Source organism: Actinoalloteichus caeruleus DSM 43889 (assembly GCF_000429185.2).
Lineage (GTDB): Bacteria > Actinomycetota > Actinomycetes > Mycobacteriales > Pseudonocardiaceae > Actinoalloteichus_B > Actinoalloteichus_B caeruleus.
Map to the genome: position 1 here is coordinate 1928123 of NZ_AUBJ02000001.1, position 16644 is coordinate 1944766.

A 16644-nucleotide genomic window follows, 5' to 3' on the forward strand; every position below is an offset into this window, starting at 1 on the left:
GTGTACACCATTCTCGTGTACGACACGGCGGCGGAACGCAATGCCGGTGTGTTGCGGACGTGCCGAAGGTACCTGCGCCACCAGCAGCGGAGCGTGTTCGAGGGGGAACTCAGCGCGGCCCAGTTCGTACGCCTCCGCGAGGAACTGCGGCAGCGCATCGATGCCGACTACGACCACATCCTCGTCTACACCTTCCCGCCAGGTACCGACCCGCAACGCCAGGCATGGGGACGCCCGGACGACGAGCCGCCAGATATCCTGTGACCACCTCATTTCAGCGAACCCCCCGGGTCGGATGTCAAACCTCGGGTTCGCTGCAGAACAGCCCCCAGAATCCCACTGTAGATACCTTGTGACCAGCGACTTTACTCTCGGGTCCTCATCGCTCCTACGAGGAGTTCCAACCGCTTTGCTGGCGGCGGGGAACAACCCCAACTTCGTGTCCTCATCGCTCCTACGAGGAGTTCCAACGCTTTGTTCGGCGGGCCCCTGATGGCGCTCCGACGGGGTCCTCATCGCTCCTACGAGGAGTTCCAACGCGGGCACCCTGGGGACGACGGTGACGGCCTTCGAGTCCTCATCGCTCCTACGAGGAGTTCCAACCGGATCAGAATGTGGTGCGCCGGGTACAGCGCGCGTGTCCTCATCGCTCCTACGAGGAGTTCCAACAGGAGGCGGGCCACGTCGGGGCCGGTGAGGTCGCCGGTCCTCATCACTCCTACGAGGAGTTCCAACGCGACGGAACGCGGCGCGTTACCCGAAGTGATCGGCGTCCTCATCGCTCCTACGAGGAGTTCCAACTCCGTCTCCGCCCAGATCCTGCCGTCGTGGGGGCCTCGTCCTCATCGCTCCTACGAGGAGTTCCAACAGGACACCTCGGCCCCGCAGATGGGGCACGTCCTGGTCCTCATCGCTCCTACGAGGAGTTCCTACTCAACGACCAGGAGTGCCGGGCTGGTCCGGAATGCCCTCGGGGCTCCTGCTGGTTGTGTCATCGCGGTCGTCAGGAGCTGGTGGTCTGACGCCCTGCCATCGGCCAACGTCGAGGCGAGGCTCGGCCCCCGCCTCGACGGAACACTGAACGACGTTCAGCGGTTCGGGTTCATCGCGCCTCCGAGGAACTGACGAAGTCGGTTTCCACTCGCGTCGTCGCTGATCTCGGCCGCCTCAGAGCAGGCGGACACGATCACTCTTCAGCGACGCTGACTGAGGAGAGTTGAGCGTGACGTTACCCATCACACCGCCGCTCACGCCTGTGCTCACACGGTTCGATGCCACCCGCCCGACACCGAGGCGCGTAAGCCGCTTCCACAGCAGGCCGGAACCCCGCCCCGGGCCGGGTGGCCGGCTTGCCTCGCTGGAAGGGACGAGGTCCAGGCTCGTCCTGTCGGCAGCGCGCGCCCGTTCCTTCGGTCGGAGCTGCCGAACGTCCGCGTACGACGTCGTCTGGGCGGTGCTCCGTGGCGCGGTGCTCGCGGAACTGCTGACCGCGGGCTGGGTCGTGGCCCGCTCCCAGCGTGTTCGGGACGCGGTGGAGATCCGGTACCGGGTCTGGCGGCTGCGTGTTCGGCGCCGCCGGGGTCGTGATCGGGGGCGGCATGACGGCACAGGTTGACGCGGCGTTGGGCGCGCTGGTGCGACACGGCTTCGTGTTCCGCCATGCTCAGGGGGATCGCTACGTTCCGTGGACCCTGTTCGGTCAGCGGCCGCGAGGCGCGTACGGCGACTACCTGCACGTCAGCGGGCCGGACGACTGCCTGGCTGCCCGGATGCGGACATCCTCGCAGCCCGCGCCGTCCGACGTGGTGTGGTGCGAGGAGGGAGCGTTTCTGGACACCGTGTCCGCGCTGTTGTCCCTGCCAGCCCCGGATGACGCGAACGCTCCGAGACTGGCGACACGTCGGACGGCGGCGCTGTGGACTCCCGGCATGCCGCTGGGCTGATCGTGGACCAGCGGTACGGCACGGCCAGGGTAATGGCGCCGAAGCGCCCAGTGTGCGACGAAGCGCCGCCGGTGGCTCGGTGGCTGTCCTGCGACCGGCACGGCGACCCCTGGTCATGGCCGTCAGCGTCATGACCAGGGCGTCGCGGTGGTCAGCCGTCGCGCGAGCGGGTTTCCGCTTCTCGTTCGACGGCTCGATCTCGGGGAAACGGCGGATACCACCCGCACCCGATGTCGATGCCAGCCCGGCGGTGGCAGGAGGAACGCGTGGAGCGGGGGTACCGGCGGCCAGCCGCCCTCCGCCCGTCGGCGATGCCCGGGTTCGGGTGCCGAGGCCCCTTCCCGCGACGCCTCCCCCGGTACTCCCACAGGCTGTGAACTGCTGGCGGATGACCCGGCTCAGCCGGCTTCCGCGCCCGGCTCCGCCGCGAGTCTCCGGCGCAGTTCGCGTTTGAGGACCTTGTGGGAGGGGCCCAGCGGCAGTTCGTCGACGAAGCGCACGTGGCGGGGGTACTTGTGCTTCCCCAGCAGCGGCCGGGACCAGGACACGAGGGTTTCCTCGGTGACGGGTTCGCCGCCCTCCTCCGCGACGACGACAGCGCACACCTCCTCCCCGTACACCGGGTCGGGGAGGCCGATGACGGCGACCTGCCGCACGGAGGGGTGGCGGGCCAGGACGTCCTCCACCTCGCGGGGGTAGATGTTGTAGCCGCCCCGGATGACGACGTCTCCCTTGCGGTCGACGACGCGGACGAAGCCGTCGGCGTCCTTGGTGCCCAGGTCGCCGGTGCGGAACCAGCCGTCGACGACGACCTGTTCGGTGGCCTGCGGGCGGTTGAGGTAGCCGGCGAAGACGTTGTGGCCGCGCACCACGATCTCGCCGAGCTCCCCCTCCCCTAACAGGCGAATCCGTTCCGGGTCCTCCAGTTCGGCGATCTCCACCTCGACGCCCCAGATGGCGTGGCCGACGGTTCCGGCGCGGGTGCCGAACCTCGGTTGGCTGGCGGTGGCCACCGGTGACGTCTCGGACAGCCCGTAGCCCTCGTAGATCTGGGCGTCGAAGGTGGTGCTGAACCCTTCGAGCACGGGGACGGGGAGGGCGGCGCCGCCGGAGACGCACAGCCGCAGCGCGGGCAGCCGGTCGTGTCGGCTGGCGGCGGCGAGCAGTGCGACGTACATGGTGGGGACGCCGTGGAAGACGTCGACGTCTTCCCGCAGCATCAGGTCGATCGCGGTGTCCGGGTGGAACCGGGCGAGCAGGACGAGGGTGCCGCCGGCCCGGAAGCAGGCGTTCATGCTGACGGTCTGGCCGAAGGTGTGGAACAGCGGCAGGCAGCCCAGTACGACGTCGGCGTGGCGGACCTCGTTGGCGTCGAACGCGGAGATGGTGGCGTTCATGACGAGGTTGAGATGGGTGAGCACGGCGCCTTTGGGTTCGCCGGTGGTGCCGCTGGTGTAGAGGACGACGGCCGGGTCCTCCGGTGCGGTGGTCTCGGCCACCGGGAGGGGGGTGGTGGTGTCGGCGAGCTGGTCCAGCGACGGGACGGGCGTCGACCCGTCGGCCGCCCCGTCAGCGGGGATGCCGGCGTCACCGCCGGAGGGGGCGCCGCCGACGGTGACGAGGGGGACGCCGGCCTCGGCCGAGGCGGCGGCGCCCACGGCGGCCAGCGCGTGGTGGCAGACGAGCAGGTCGGCTCCGCTGTCCCGCAGGACGTGGGCCATCTCCGGGGCGGTGAACAGCAGGTGGACGGGGACGACGACGCAGCCGGCGGCGAGGGCCCCGTAGTAGGTGGTGGGGAACTCCACGGTGTTGGGGGCCAGCAGGGCGACGGTGGGACGCGGTCCGGGGCACAGCTCGCGGAGGGCGGCGGCGTAGCGGAGGGAACGCTGCCAGAGTTCGGCGTAGGTGACGCGGTTGTCGCCGTCGACGACACCGACCTTGTCCGGGTGTCGGAGCGCGGATTCGCGCAGGACGCTGGTGAGGGAGAGGGTCGCGGTCACGCCTCCTCCTCGGGGTAGAAGCGGCTGAGGGATTCGGCGACGCAGCAGGGTTTGTCGGCGCCGTCGGCCTGGATGGTGACCAGCAGGTGGACCTGGACGGCGTCGCCGACCTGGTGGGCCTGGTCGAGGCGGGCGGTGGCGCGGACGGTGTCCCCGGTGCGGAGGGGCGCGGGGAAGCGGACCCGGTTGAGGCCGTAGTTGACGATCAGTCTGGCGCCCCGCACCCGGTAGAGCCCTCGGATGAACGAGGGCAGCAGGGACAGGGTGAGGTAGCCGTGGGCGACGGTGCCGCCGAAGGGGCCGTGCGCGGCGCGGGTGGGATCGGTGTGGATCCACTGGTGGTCGTCGGTGACGTCGGCGAAGGTGTCGACTCGTTCCTGGTCGATGACGGTGGCCGGTCCGGGTCCGAGGTGGTCTCCGGTGGCGTCGAGGAGGGCGGCGGGCGAGTCGAAGATCCTCATCTGGCACCGCCGGGGGCGGCTGGGGGCGTCCGGCGGGCGGTGTCGCGCGGGCGCTGGCGGGAGGTGGGCCGGTCCGGGTGGTGCGCCGGGTCGGCGGCTCGGGGCGGGCTGTCCTCGGTTCGTCGTTGAACGTGAGGTTCACCTGGCGACCTCCGGTGTGGGTGGGGTGGGTGGGGTGTGCCGGGTCAGCGGGATCCGCCGTTGACGTAGAGGGTCTGGCCGGTGACGTAGGAGGCGTCGTCGCTGGCGAGGAAGGTGATGGTGGAGGCGATTTCCTCGGGGGTGGCGACGCGGCGCAGGGGGATCTGTTCGGCGGCGCGTTCCTGGTGCTTCTCGGGTTCGAAGCCGACGCGGCGGGCGGTGGCGGCGGTCATGTCGGTGGCGACGTAGCCGGGGGCGACGGCGTTGACGCGGATGCCGAAGGGGCCGAGTTCGAGGGCGAGGGTGGCGGTGAGCCCCTGCACGCCGGCCTTGGCGGCGGCGTAGTTGGACTGTCCCCGGTTGCCGAGGGCGGAGCGGCTGCTCAGGTTGACGATGCGTCCCGACCTGGCCTGGACCATGTGTGCCTGTGCGGCCTGGGTGCAGAGGAACATGCTGGTGAGGTTGGTGGTGAGGACGGCGTTCCAGTCGGGCAGGGTCATCTTGAACAGCAGGTCGTCGCGGGTGATGCCGGCGTTGTTGACGAGGATGTCGAGCCGGCCGAACTCCGCGACGACGTGGTCGGTGGTGGTCTGGACCGAGTCGGGGTCGGTGACGTCGCAGCCGAGGGCGAGGGCTCGGCCGCCGGTGCGCTCGATGTCGGCGGCGACCTCGGCGGCGCGGTCGGCGTTGAGGTCGACCACCGCGACGGCCGCGCCTTCCGCCGCGAGTCGGCGGGCGGTGGCGGCGCCGATGCCCTGGGCGGCTCCGGTGACGATGGCGGCGGTGTCGGTGAATCCCCTCATGCTCGGGTGTCCTCTCGTGGGTGCTGGGCTGGGTGGCCGGGATGGGGCACGTCCGGGGCCGGGACGGCCGGGCTGGTCAGCTGAAGGCGGCGACGCCGGTGAGGGACCGGCCGATGACGAGTTGCTGGATCTGGCTGGTTCCCTCGTAGAGGGTGGTGACCCTGGCGTCGCGCAGGTAGCGGCTGACGGGGTACTCGTCGACGTAGCCGTACCCGCCGAAGACCTGGACGGCGTTGTCGGCGGCGCGGACGGCGGCTTCGCTGGCGAAGAGTTTCGCCATGGACGCGGCCGTCTCGTGGGGTTGGCCCCGGTCGAGGAGGTCGGCGGCCTGCCAGACGAGGAGTCGGGCGGCGGCCGTGTCCACGGCGGTGGTGGCGAGGAGCCGTTGGACGAGTTGGTGGCCGGCGATGGCCTTGCCGAACTGGTGGCGTTCCCCGGCGTAGCGGAGGGCGGCGTCCAGGCTGGCCTGGGCGATGCCGACGCAGCCGGCGGCCACGGACACCCGGCCCTTGCCGAGGGCGGACATGGCGAGGGGGAATCCGCGTCCGACCTCGCCGAGCCGGGCCGTGTCGGGGACTCGGACGCCGTCGAGGTGGAGTTCGGCGGTGGCCTGGGCGCGGAGTCCGAGTTTGCCGTTGATCTCGCGGCGGTGGAAGCCGGCGCTGGCGGTGGGGACGAGGAACGCGGTGATGCCCCGGCTGCCGTCGTCGGAGGTCCTGGCGAGGAGGAGGGCGACGTCGGCCCAGGTTCCGTTGGTGATGAACGTCTTCGCGCCGGTGATGAGCCAGTCGTCGCCGTCGCGGACGGCGCGGGTGGTCAGGGCGCCGGCGTCGGAGCCGGTGCCGGGTTCGGTGAGGGCGAAGCAGCCGAGTGCCCGGCCGGAGCACAGTGCGGGTAGCCAGCGCTGGTGCTGTTCGGGGGTGCCGTGCCGGGCGATGGTGGCGGCGACGAGTCCGAGGGAGACGGAGACGACGCCGCGGACGGACGAGTCGGCGCGGCCGAGTTCCTCCAGGACCAGGTAGTAGGCGAGGTGGTCGCCGCCGCTGCCGCCGTGCTCCTCGGGAATGGTGAGCCCGAGGAATCCGAGTTCGCCCATTCTGGGAATGAGGTCGAGGTCGAGCGACTCTCGGCGGTCCCATTCCGCGGCGTGGGGGGCGATCTCGTCGTCCGCGAAATTGCGCGCGAGTTGTCGCAGGTCAGCGTGTTCCGGGGTGAGGCTGAGATCCATGGTTCTCCCCGCGACGTTCGGGTGGCGGCCGTGGTTCTCACAAATTAGCCGGCGTGGTTGTCGGGGTAAATGGACGGAATGACAGTGATGTCGGAGTGCGGTTGGGCGGGTGTACAGCGGGCGTGGCTCCGGGTGGGGCCGCCCGGGTGGGGTCGGGCTGGGCGGGCTCGACCGGCGGGCGCGTTCTTCGGCGGCGGGTGGCGCACGGCCGGGTGGGGCCGTCGGTGACGGCCCCACCCGGAGGTGGTGCGGGGGTGTTCGGTCAGCTGTGGGGGCAGGTGTCCCGGTACTCGGAGATGTCGCGGTCACCGGAGGGCGCCGGGCAGAGGAACTGCTCGTAGCGGGTGTCGTCGTCGATGAACCGCTTGAGCCAGGAGATCGTGTACTTGGCGATGGTGGTGTTGGAGATGTTGGGCGCGAAGTGGCTGGCCCCGGCGAGTTCCAGGTAGGCCTTGTTCAGGGTGGACGGGAGGCTGTTGTAGAAGGGCTTGGAGTGCAGGGTCACCGAGGCGATGGAGTCGTTCTCGGCGCCGACGACGAGGGTGGGGACCTGGACGTCGGACCAGTTCTTGCTCAGGTGCCAGCCGGTGAGCGGGACGGCGGCCTTGAGGCTGGGGCGGTTGCTGGCGGCTTCGAGGGTTCCGCCGCCGCCCATCGAGTGGCCGATGACGCCGAGGCGGGTGGGGTCGATGCGGTCGCGGACCGAGCGGTGGTCGACGAGGTGGTCGAGGGCGGCGAGCAGCTGGCGGCCCCGGCTGGCGGGCTGGTCGAGGGTGGTGATGGTGTCGATGGTGAAGACGATGAAGCCCTGGGAGGCCAGCCGGTGGCCCAGCCAGGAGATGGAGGATTCCAGGGCGGTGTAGCCGGGGGAGATGGCGACGGCGCCGAAGGTGCCCTCCGCGGTGCTGGTCGGGTAGTAGATGGTGCCGCCGCCGAAGCCGCTGGCGGCGAGCCGGGAGACGTTGGTGCTGCTGGTGGAGAAGGGACCGCGGAGGGCTTCGATGCTCCGTTCGGTCGGGGCCGGGCCCCGTTCGTAGGGGTTCTCCTGGCCGGAGGCGGCCGGGGCGGCGGCGAGGCTGCCGGCGACGAGCCCGAGGGTGAGGACCGCGCTGGTGAGGGCGCGGCGTAACCGGGAGCGGGCGGGGTGGGACGGGAGAGTGTGGAACGCACGGCGTTGTGCTCCTCTTCTCGGTGGGGGCGGCGTGAGGCGACGGGGCGTGGGCGGTGCTGTGCCCGCCGGGGTGGGCTGGTGGCGGGAGTGGGAACGCCTCCGCCTCGCCGGGGCCTCGGCCCGGGTGGTCGGGGGGTGCGTCGATTGTTCGGGCGGGTCGTGGCGGGGCGCATCGGCGAAACCACCGGCCTCGGGCTGGCGGCGTCGGGGTCGACCGGTGCACCGGGGCGGGCACGGGCGAGGCGGGGCGGCGCCGCCACCGGGCGGCCCGGGCGGGGCGACCGCCGGGTGCCCGAGGCCTCATGGTGACGAGCGGAACCACTCTGACCTGCGGTGACGGCCTGGCGACCGTGGTCGGGGGGTGTCCGGGGCTGGCCCTAGAATCGCGGGATGGCTGCCACCGACACCGGTCAGGACACCCGGGACGCACTGGAGGTGCTGCGCAGGGTCTTCGGGTACGACTCGTTCCGGGACGGGCAGCGGGAGATCGTCGACCACGTGGTCGACGGCGGTGACGCGCTGGTGTTGATGCCCACCGGCGGTGGGAAGTCGCTGTGCTACCAGATCCCGTCGTTGGTCAGGGACGGCGTGGGTGTGGTGGTGTCCCCGTTGATCGCGCTGATGCAGGACCAGGTGGACGCGTTGACCGCGTTGGGGGTCCGCGCCGGTTTCCTGAACTCCACCCAGGAGCCCGAGGAACGGGAGCGGGTGGAGGAGGCCTTCGTCGACGGGCGGATCGACGTGCTCTACCTGGCGCCGGAGCGGTTGCGGCTGGAGTCGACCGTGCGGTTGCTGGACCGGGGCACGATCTCGCTGTTCGCGATCGACGAGGCGCACTGCGTCGCGCAGTGGGGCCACGACTTCCGCCCGGACTACCTGTTGCTCTCCCACCTGCACGAGCGGTGGCCGGAGGTGCCCCGGATCGCGTTGACGGCGACGGCCACCGAGGCGACCAGGGCCGAGATCGTGTCCCGGTTGGACCTGGGTGGGGCGCGGCAGTTCGTGGCGAGTTTCGACCGGCCGAACATCCAGTACCGGATCGTGCCGAAGAACGACCCGAAGCGGCAGTTGCTGCGGTTGTTGCGCGCCGAGCACGCCGGCGAGGCGGGCATCGTCTACTGCCTGTCCCGGGCCTCGGTCGAACGCACCGCCGAGTTCCTCGTCGCCAACGACATCCCCGCGGTGCCCTACCACGCGGGTCTGGACGGTCGGACCAGGGCGGCGAACCAGGCGCGGTTCCTGCGGGAGGACGGGCTGGTGGTGGTGGCGACGATCGCGTTCGGGATGGGCATCGACAAGCCCGACGTGCGTTTCGTGGCGCACCTGGACCTGCCGAAGTCGGTGGAGGGCTACTACCAGGAGACCGGGCGGGCCGGGCGGGACGGGCTGCCGTCCACCGCCTGGTTGGCCTACGGCCTGCCGGACGTGGTGCAGCAGCGTCGGCTCATCGACGGGTCGGAGGGCGACGACCAGCACCGGGCCCGCCTGGTGGCGCACCTCGACGCGATGCTGGCGTTGTGCGAGACGGTGGAGTGCCGGCGGGTGCGGCTGCTCGCCTACTTCGGGCAGCGCGGTGAGCCGTGCGGGAACTGCGACACCTGCCTGACCCCGCCGGAGACGTGGGACGGCACGGTGGCCGCGCAGAAGCTGCTGTCGACGGTGTCGAGGTTGCACCGGGAGCGGCGGCAACGGTTCGGCGCCGGCCAAGTGATCGACATCCTGTTGGGGCGGAAGACCGCGAAGGTCATCCAGCACGACCACGACACGCTGTCGGTGTTCGGGATCGGCACCGAGCTGTCGGAGGCGGAGTGGCGGGCGGTGGCCCGGCAGTTGTTGGCGCAGGGGCTGCTGGCGGTCCAGGGCGAGCACGGGGTGCTGGGGCTGACCGAGGCCAGTGGTGCGGTGTTGCGTCGGGAGCGGGAGGTGCCGCTGCGCCGCGACGCGGTGCGAAGCTCCGAGGGCGGGTCGACGCGGACGGCGAAGCGGTCGGGGAGCGCCCCGGTGGACCTGCCTGCGGAGGCGGTGCCGGTGTTCGAGCGGCTGCGGGCGTGGCGGTCGGCCACCGCGAAGGAGCAGGGCGTGCCCGCGTACGTGATCTTCCACGACGCGACGTTGCGCCAGATCGCGGCGGAGTCACCGTCGACGCTCACCGCGTTGGGCGGGATCAGCGGGGTGGGTGAGAACAAGCTCGCGAAGTACGGGCAGGCCGTGTTGGACGCGTTGGCGTCCTGACCGGCCGCCCATGACGACCGCGGAGGCGGGCGGTCACCCCGACAGCACCCCTGCCGCCCGCCTCCGGGCCGTCCGACCGCCTGAGTCCGCCGGACTCAAGCGAGGTTCTTCTCGAGGCACTCCAGGTAGCGGTTGATCGGGTGGTCGCGCAGCGCGTCCGCGCCCGGGGAGAGCGGGTCGGCGGTGTGCCCTCGGAGCCGGTCGACGGCCCCGCCGAGCAGCGTGGTCCGTTCCTGGAGCCGGCCCTGCGAGTCGAAGTACCGCACCCGTTCGACGTGGCGGTAGAAGGGCTCCGGCGGTAGTTCGGGGACGACGTCGTTGTTGTTGACGAAGCGGTGCGTCCTGGCCCGGATGGCACCGTCGTAGGCGGTGGCCAGTTCGCGGTCGCAGGTGCGGGGTTGCCCGAAGGTGTAGATGCCGTCAGCCAGCAGGTTGGGGTCCTCGAAGTAGAGCCAGGCCGCGGCGAGCTGCGCCAAGGCGCCACCGAGGCTGTGCCCGGTGAACCACAGGGTCTGGTCGTTGTCCCGGAACTCCTCCAGGGTGGCCAGCAGCGCCGGGTGCACCGAGGCGAGGGCCTGGCTGAAGCCCAGGTGGACCAGGCCACGGCGGTCGGGGCCCGGGCCGGCCGGTGCGTTGGCGTCGGTGAGCCAGTCGCGGATCTGGGTGGGTTCGGTGCCCCGGAACGCGACGATGATCATGGAGTCGGACGCGGCGACGAAGGCCTGGGTGTGGTCGATGGGGAGGGGCGTCACCGGCGTGCCCTCCAGGAAGCGGAACCGGTCGAAGCCCCACTCCCCCACGGCCTCGCGGATCGCGCTCTCGTCGGAGTAGGCGAGTTTCGCGGCTCTGGCCAGCCAGTACGCGTGCTCCAGCCGGTATCCGGTCTCGTGGTGGTCGAGGGCGGTGATCGCCACGGGCAGCCCTTCGTCGCGACGTGCGGCATCGGTTGGTGTGTCGGTCGCCGGCGGTCCCGGTGTGTCCTCCGCTCCGGCTGGGCCGGAGGGCGGGAGCGCATCGGCTCCGGTTCGGGGGCCGACCCGGCCGGACGACGGTGGCCGCGCCGGCGTCGGCCCGCCCAGGGCCCGTGTCGACCACGGTGCCCTCGGACGGTGTGACCGTAGAAGAGGCCCGCCACCCGGTGTGGGAACGAACCACCCGATCCACTCGATCCGGGGATGTCGCGTCACCACGACGAGGGTTCACCGTTCGGCGCCGCGCTGAGGCCGTACGACGCGGAGCGGAGGTGTGGTGGGGAAACCACGGCGGCCCTGGCGCGGGCCGCTCCGCTGTCCCCGGGGCGGCGGGATGCCGGGTGGGGCCGTGGCGGGTCGTGCACTCGCCGTTCGGGTCCCGGCGGCGCGAGGACCGGGGGCGCCGGTGCTGGCCGCGAGCCTGGGTGGGCGGCCCTCGCCCCGGGTTGCCCACGGCGGTGGTGACGACGTCGGTGGGGCTGCTGACGCGACGCGGACGGCGGCCGGGTGTGGGAGACCGTGCGCCTGGTGGACGTCATCGACTTCCCGGGTGGCGGCGGTGGGGGCGGCGGCGGTCGACCTGGTGTTCCGGTGGGAGCGGTGGGCGTCGGGTGGGTCGTCGTGCCCGTCCCGGCGCGGCCGGAGCCGGTGCGGGGTCCGCTGGCGGCGAGGCGGGGATGCCCGCTGGAGGAGCTGTGGGGAGGCGGGGCTGGTGTGTACCTCGCCGGCCTGTCAGCGGGTGGATGGCGTGGGCGGGCCCCGCCCTCGGGGACGGGGAGGGCGGGGCCGGGACGCGGGGGCGTCGGGGACGCTCCCGCGTGGGTGCGGTCGGGGCCCGCCGCGCGGCGGCGGCTGGGGCGCGGCGGCGAACGGGTGGGCGGCCCCGTTCGTCGGGCCCCGACCCGAGGCGGCCCGCCCCCGTCGGGTCGGGGAACGCGGTGGGCGGTGCCGGGAGGGCTGGGGATGGTTGGGCTGGGCGGGTTCACCGGCGGGTCGGCCGTGGTGGGCGGTGGTCCCCCGGCCGGTGGTGGGCGCGGGGCTGGGTGGGGGCAGGGTCAGCGGTGGGTGGTGAGGTGGTGGGCGTAGGCGTGGGGGGTGAGGAAGTCGGGCATAGTCGGGCCGAGGGCGGTCGCGGTGAGGATGTCCACCGCCGCGTCGAGCCGGGTGGCCTCCGGGTTCTCCGCGCGGATCACGTCGAGTTCGGCACGCAGCGCCTCGCCGACCAGGTCGCGGGTGACGGTGGTGCCGTCGGTGAGGGTGGTGGCGGTGTGGATCCACTGCCACAGCTGGGCGCGGGCGATCTCGGCGGTGGCCGCGTCCTCCATGAGGCCGTGGATGGCGACCGCGCCGCTGCCGCGCAGCCAGGCGTCGAGGTAGCGCAGGCACACCCCGACGTTGGAGCGGACGCCTTCCCGGGTGACCTCGCGGCCGGCGCCGCCGAGGTCGAGGAGTTGGTCGGCGGTGACGTCGACGTCGTCGCGGGTGCGGTGGAGCTGGTGGGGGCGGTCGCCGAGGACGGCGGTGAACGCCTCGCCGCACACCGGCACCAGGGCGGGGTGGGCGACCCAGGACCCGTCGAACCCGTCGGTGGCCTCCCGGTCCTTGTCCTGCCTGACCTGGGCCAGGGCTTCTCGGTTGGCGTCCGGATCGCGGCTGGGGATCACGGCGGCCATCCCGCCGATGGCGTGGGCGCCGCGCCGGTGGCAGGTGCGGACGAGCAGTTCGGTGTAGGCCCGCATGAAGGGGACGGTCATGGTGAGACGGGCGCGGTCGGGCAGGACGACGTCGGCGCCGCGCCCGCCGAGGGTTCTGATCAGGCTGAACAGGTAGTCCCAGCGCCCGGCGTTGAGCCCGGCGGCGTGGTCGCGGAGTTCGTGGAGGATCTCGTCCATCTCGAAGGCGGCGGTGATGGTCTCGATGAGGACGGTGGCGCGGATCGTGCCCGGGGGCAGGCCGAGGGCGCGTTGGGCAAGCAGGAACACCTCGTTCCACAGGCGGGCTTCCCGGTGGTTCTCCAGTTTGGGCAGGTAGAGGTAGGGGCCGCTGCCGTCCTGGATGAGGCGGGTCGCGTTGTGGAAGACGTGGAGGCCGAAGTCGACCAGGCTGGCCGAGACGGGTCGGCCGTCGATGCGGAGGTGTTTCTCCACGAGGTGCCAGCCTCGGGGCCTGGGCACGATGGTGGCCGGGTCCTCGGCGATCCGGTAGCGGCGTCCGGTGTCGGTGGTGAAGTCGATGCGGCGTCGGATGGCGTCGTGCAGGTTGAGTTGCCCGCCGATGATGTTGTCCCAGGTGGGGGCGGTGGCGTCCTCGAAGTCGGCCATCCACACCTTCGCGCCGGAGTTGAGGGCGTTGACGGTCATCCGCCGGTCCGGGGGTCCGGTGATCTCGACGCGGCGGTCGAGGAGCCCGGGTGGGGGTGGGGGGACGCGCCAGGTGGGGTCGTCGCGGATGGCGGCGGTTTCGGGCAGGAAGTGGGGTGTCTCGGTGCCGTCGGTGAGGCGGGCGCGGCGGTGGCGGCGGCGGTCGAGCAGCTGTCGGCGGTCGGCGGCGAAGGTGTTGTCCAGCAGCGCCAGGAAGTCGAGTGCGTCGGGGGTGAGGATCTCGTCGTACCGGTCGCGGAGCGGGCCGTGGATCTCGACGCGTCCGGTGGTGGGGAACGGGGTGTGTCGGGTGGCGGTCGTCATCTCGTCCTCCCTCGGCTCAGAACTGGGCTTCCTCGGTGGAGCCGCGCAGCGCGGTGGTGGAGCTGTTCGGGTTCAGGGCGGTGCTGACGCGGTCGAACCAGCCGGTGCCGACCTCGCGTTGGTGGCGGGTCGCGGTGTAGCCGTGCGCCTCGGCGGCGAACTCGCGTTCCTGGAGGTCGACGTAGGCGGGCATTCCGGTGGTGGCGTACCGGGAGGCGAGGTCGAACATCGAGTGGTTCAGGGCGTGGAAACCGGCGAGGGTGATGAACTGGAAGCGGTAGCCCATGTGCCCCAGTTCCCGTTGGAATCGGGCGATGGTGGCCTCGTCGAGGTGCGCGCGCCAGTTGAACGAGGGTGAGCAGTTGTAGGCGAGGAGCTGGTCGGGGTAGCGGTCGTGGATGGCCTCGGCGAAGGCGCGGGCCACCTCCAGGTCGGGTTCGGAGGTCTCCATCCACAGCAGGTCGGCGTGGCGGGCGTAGGCGAGGCCGCGTTCGATGCAGGGTTCGAGGCCGGCGCGGACGGTGTGGAAGCCCTCCCCGGTGCGTTCTCCGGTGGTGAAGCGGCGGTCGCGTTCGTCGACGTCGCTGGTGAGCAGGGTCGCGGCCTGGGCGTCGGTGCGGGCGATGATGACGGTGGGGACGTCGAGGACGTCGGCGGCGAGGCGGGCGGCGTTGAGGGTGCGTTCGTGCTGGCGGATGGGGACGAGGACCTTGCCACCGAGGTGGCCGCACTTCTTCTCCGAGGCGAGCTGGTCCTCCCAGTGCACCCCGGCGGCGCCGGCGGCGATCATGGCGCGCATCAGTTCGAAGGCGTTGAGGGGCCCGCCGAAGCCGGCTTCGGCGTCGGCGACGATGGGCGCGTACCAGTCGACGTCGCGGTCGCCTTCGGCCCAGGAGATCTGGTCGGCCCTGGCGAGGGCGTTGTTGATGCGGCGGACGACGGCGGGCACCGAGTTGACCGGGTAGAGGCTCTGGTCGGGGTAGGTCTGGCCGGCGAGGTTGGCGTCGGCGGCGACCTGCCACCCGGAGAGGTAGATGGCGCGCAGTCCGGCGCGGACCTGTTGGACGGCCTGGTTGCCGGTGAGCGCGCCGAGGGCGTGCACGTAGTCCTGGGTGCCCAGCAGGTGCCACAACTTCTCGGCCCCGCGCCGGGCCAGGGTGTGTTCCTCGACGAGGCTGCCGCGCAGGGTGAGGACGTCCTCGGCGGTGTAGGAGCGTTCGACGCCGCGCCAGCGGGGGTTGGTGGCCCATTCGCGGCGCAGGGCGTCCGCCGCGTCGACGGGGTCGGGGGCGGCGGTGCGTTCCCGGCCCGGGGTGCGGGTGTCATCCGTGGTCGTGGTCATCGGGCACCTCCGATTTGCGAAGTCCGCGATCGTGCGGCGGGGTTTCCCGACGATGGCACGCCACGGATAACCGCTGGAAGGTTGCCAATCCGCCAATTTCCGCGAATTTCTCCCGGCTGTTCCGCGAATTCCGCGAAGACCCGTTTCCTATGCTGGACCGGTCGCGCCCGGTCGCGGTCGGGCCCCGCCAGCGGCGTCGGGAGGGGTGGTCGTCGTGGACAGGACCTTCGTCGGAGCGAAGCTGCGTCACCTGCGGGAGAGCAGGTCGATGAGTCAGGTGAACCTGGCGAGGCTGTTGGAGATCTCGCCGAGTTACCTGAACCAGATCGAACGGAACGTGCGGCCGTTGACGGTTCCGGTGTTGCTGCGGATCACCGAGGCGTTCGGGGTGGACGCGGAGTTCTTCGCCAACGACGACACGGGGCGTTTGGTGGCCGAGGTGCGGGAGGCGTTGCTGGACGAGGAGGTGGGGGCCGAGGCGTCGACGGGCGAGTTGACCGAGTTGGCGACGAACCTGCCGACGATCGCGCGGGCGCTGGTCCGGTTGCACCGCCGTTACCGGAGCGCGGTGGAGAACACGGCGGCGTTGACGGCGGAGAACGGCACCGGGTCGCACGGGAGCGCGGCGGCGCCGTTACCGCACGAGGAGGTGCGGGACTTCTTCTACGAGCGGGAGAACTACGTCGCCGAGCTGGACGAACGCGCCGAACGGTTGGCGGTGGGCCTGGACCTGCGGCGCGGGGAGGTGCGGGCGGCGCTGCGGGACCGGTTGTCCGGGACGCACGGGGTCCGGGTGACCAGTGAGGGGGTCGACGAGGCGGCCGGTGAGCAGCACCGGTACGAGCCGGCGGCCCGGGTGCTGCGGTTGGCGCCGACGCTGCGGTTCGGTCAGCAGGCGTTCCGGATGGCCTCGCAGATCGCCCTGTTGGAGCACGACCGGCTGATCAGCGCGTTGGCGGACTCGTACGCGTTCTCGGGGTCGGCGGCGAGGTCGTTGGCGCGGGTGGGGTTGGCGAACTACTTCGCGGGGGCGTTGATCCTGCCCTACGGGTCGTTCCTGCGGCGGGCCGAGGAGTTCCGGTACGACATCGAGCGGTTGTGCGACCACTTCAGCGTCGGGTTCGAGACGGTGTGCCACCGGTTGTCGACCTTGCAACGCCCCAGGGCGCGGGGGGTTCCGTTCTCGTTCGTGCGGGTGGACCGGGCGGGCAACATGTCGAAACGGCAGTCGGCCGCGGGTTTCCACTTCTCCCGGGTGGGTGGGGCGTGTCCGTTGTGGAACATCTACGAGGTGTTCAGCTCGCCGGGGAAGATCCTGACGCAGATCGCGACGTTGCCGGACGGCAAGAGCTACTTCTGGGTGGCGCGGACGGTGCGCCGCAACATCGGTGGGTTCGGCAGTCCGGGGAAGATGTTCGGGGTGGGGTTGGGCTGCGAGCTGCGGCACGCGCGGCGGTTGGTGTACTCCACGGGCCTGGACCTGGACGACCTGGAGGCGGCGACGCCGATCGGGATGGGGTGCAAGGTGTGCGACCGGCCGGCGTGCCCGCAGCGGGCGTTCCCGGCGGTGGGCCGGCAGCTGACCGTGGACGAGAACACCAGCACCTTCGTCCCCTACCCGGCGGTGCCCGCCTCCCCCTGACCGGGGTGGGGTGGCTCGCGGTCAGG

The 16644-nt window shown here is 71.7% G+C and carries 11 protein-coding genes, 1 pseudogene and 1 CRISPR repeat array; of the genes and pseudogenes, 4 read left to right on the forward strand and 8 right to left on the reverse strand.

What is annotated here, in order from left to right:
* Both cas2 and G443_RS06620 read left to right on the forward strand, forming a co-directional pair.
* Positions 1-264 carry a CRISPR-associated endonuclease Cas2 gene (gene cas2, locus G443_RS06615; RefSeq protein ID WP_026066200.1) on the forward strand — a complete coding sequence of 88 codons (264 nt, stop codon included), beginning with the start codon at positions 1-3 and terminating at the stop codon, positions 262-264.
* Between the two features lie 111 nt (positions 265-375).
* Positions 376-933: a CRISPR direct-repeat array (repeat unit 30 nt; unit sequence GTCCTCATCGCTCCTACGAGGAGTTCCAAC).
* Positions 934-1598: 665 nt separating this feature from the next.
* A complete protein-coding gene (locus tag G443_RS06620; RefSeq protein WP_245588952.1) occupies positions 1599-1943 on the forward strand; it encodes a hypothetical protein in 345 nt (114 codons plus the stop codon).
* Positions 1944-2341: 398 nt separating this feature from the next.
* On the opposite strand, the gene G443_RS06625 is transcribed toward G443_RS06620, so the two are convergent.
* The 5 genes and pseudogenes from G443_RS06625 to bdeA all read right to left on the reverse strand — a co-directional run.
* Positions 2342-3943: a long-chain-fatty-acid--CoA ligase gene (locus G443_RS06625; protein ID WP_026420454.1), complete on the reverse strand. Its 1602-nt coding sequence runs from the start codon at positions 3941-3943 to the stop codon at positions 2342-2344.
* Positions 3940-4404 carry a MaoC family dehydratase gene (locus G443_RS06630; protein ID WP_026420455.1) on the reverse strand — a complete coding sequence of 155 codons (465 nt, stop codon included), beginning with the start codon at positions 4402-4404 and terminating at the stop codon, positions 3940-3942. The genes G443_RS06625 and G443_RS06630 overlap by 4 nt, the downstream gene beginning before the upstream one ends.
* A 185-nt stretch (positions 4405-4589) precedes the next feature.
* Positions 4590-5348, reverse strand: a complete 759-nt coding sequence (gene fabG, locus G443_RS06635; protein WP_026420456.1) for a 3-oxoacyl-ACP reductase FabG — start codon at positions 5346-5348, stop codon at positions 4590-4592.
* A 76-nt stretch (positions 5349-5424) separates the two neighbouring features.
* Positions 5425-6576 carry an acyl-CoA dehydrogenase family protein gene (locus tag G443_RS06640; RefSeq protein WP_026420457.1) on the reverse strand — a complete coding sequence of 384 codons (1152 nt, stop codon included), beginning with the start codon at positions 6574-6576 and terminating at the stop codon, positions 5425-5427.
* Positions 6577-6838: 262 nt separating this feature from the next.
* Positions 6839-7708 (reverse strand): annotated as a pseudogene (bdeA, locus tag G443_RS06645) (bis(hydroxyethyl) terephthalate hydrolase); the annotation flags it as partial.
* Between the two features lie 429 nt (positions 7709-8137).
* Here bdeA and recQ point away from each other — a divergent pair.
* A complete protein-coding gene (gene recQ, locus G443_RS06650; protein ID WP_026420459.1) occupies positions 8138-9979 on the forward strand; it encodes a DNA helicase RecQ in 1842 nt (613 codons plus the stop codon).
* 95 nt (positions 9980-10074) lie between these two features.
* On the opposite strand, the gene G443_RS06655 is transcribed toward recQ, so the two are convergent.
* The 3 genes from G443_RS06655 to aceA all read right to left on the reverse strand — a co-directional run bounded on the left by G443_RS06655 (position 10075) and on the right by aceA (position 14976).
* Entirely contained in the window at positions 10075-10893 is an 819-nt protein-coding gene (locus G443_RS06655; protein WP_026420460.1) for a lipase family protein, read from the reverse strand.
* A 1112-nt stretch (positions 10894-12005) separates the two neighbouring features.
* Entirely contained in the window at positions 12006-13634 is a 1629-nt protein-coding gene (gene aceB, locus G443_RS06660) for a malate synthase A (RefSeq protein WP_051314341.1), read from the reverse strand.
* Between the two features lie 16 nt (positions 13635-13650).
* Positions 13651-14976 carry an isocitrate lyase gene (gene aceA, locus G443_RS06665; RefSeq protein ID WP_245588953.1) on the reverse strand — a complete coding sequence of 442 codons (1326 nt, stop codon included), beginning with the start codon at positions 14974-14976 and terminating at the stop codon, positions 13651-13653.
* A gap of 214 nt (positions 14977-15190) precedes the next feature.
* On the opposite strand from aceA, the gene G443_RS06670 reads away from it, so the two are divergent.
* Complete coding sequence (locus G443_RS06670) at positions 15191-16618, forward strand: short-chain fatty acyl-CoA regulator family protein (protein WP_026420463.1); 1428 nt, start codon at positions 15191-15193, stop codon at positions 16616-16618.
* Positions 16619-16644: the final 26 nt, after the last annotated feature.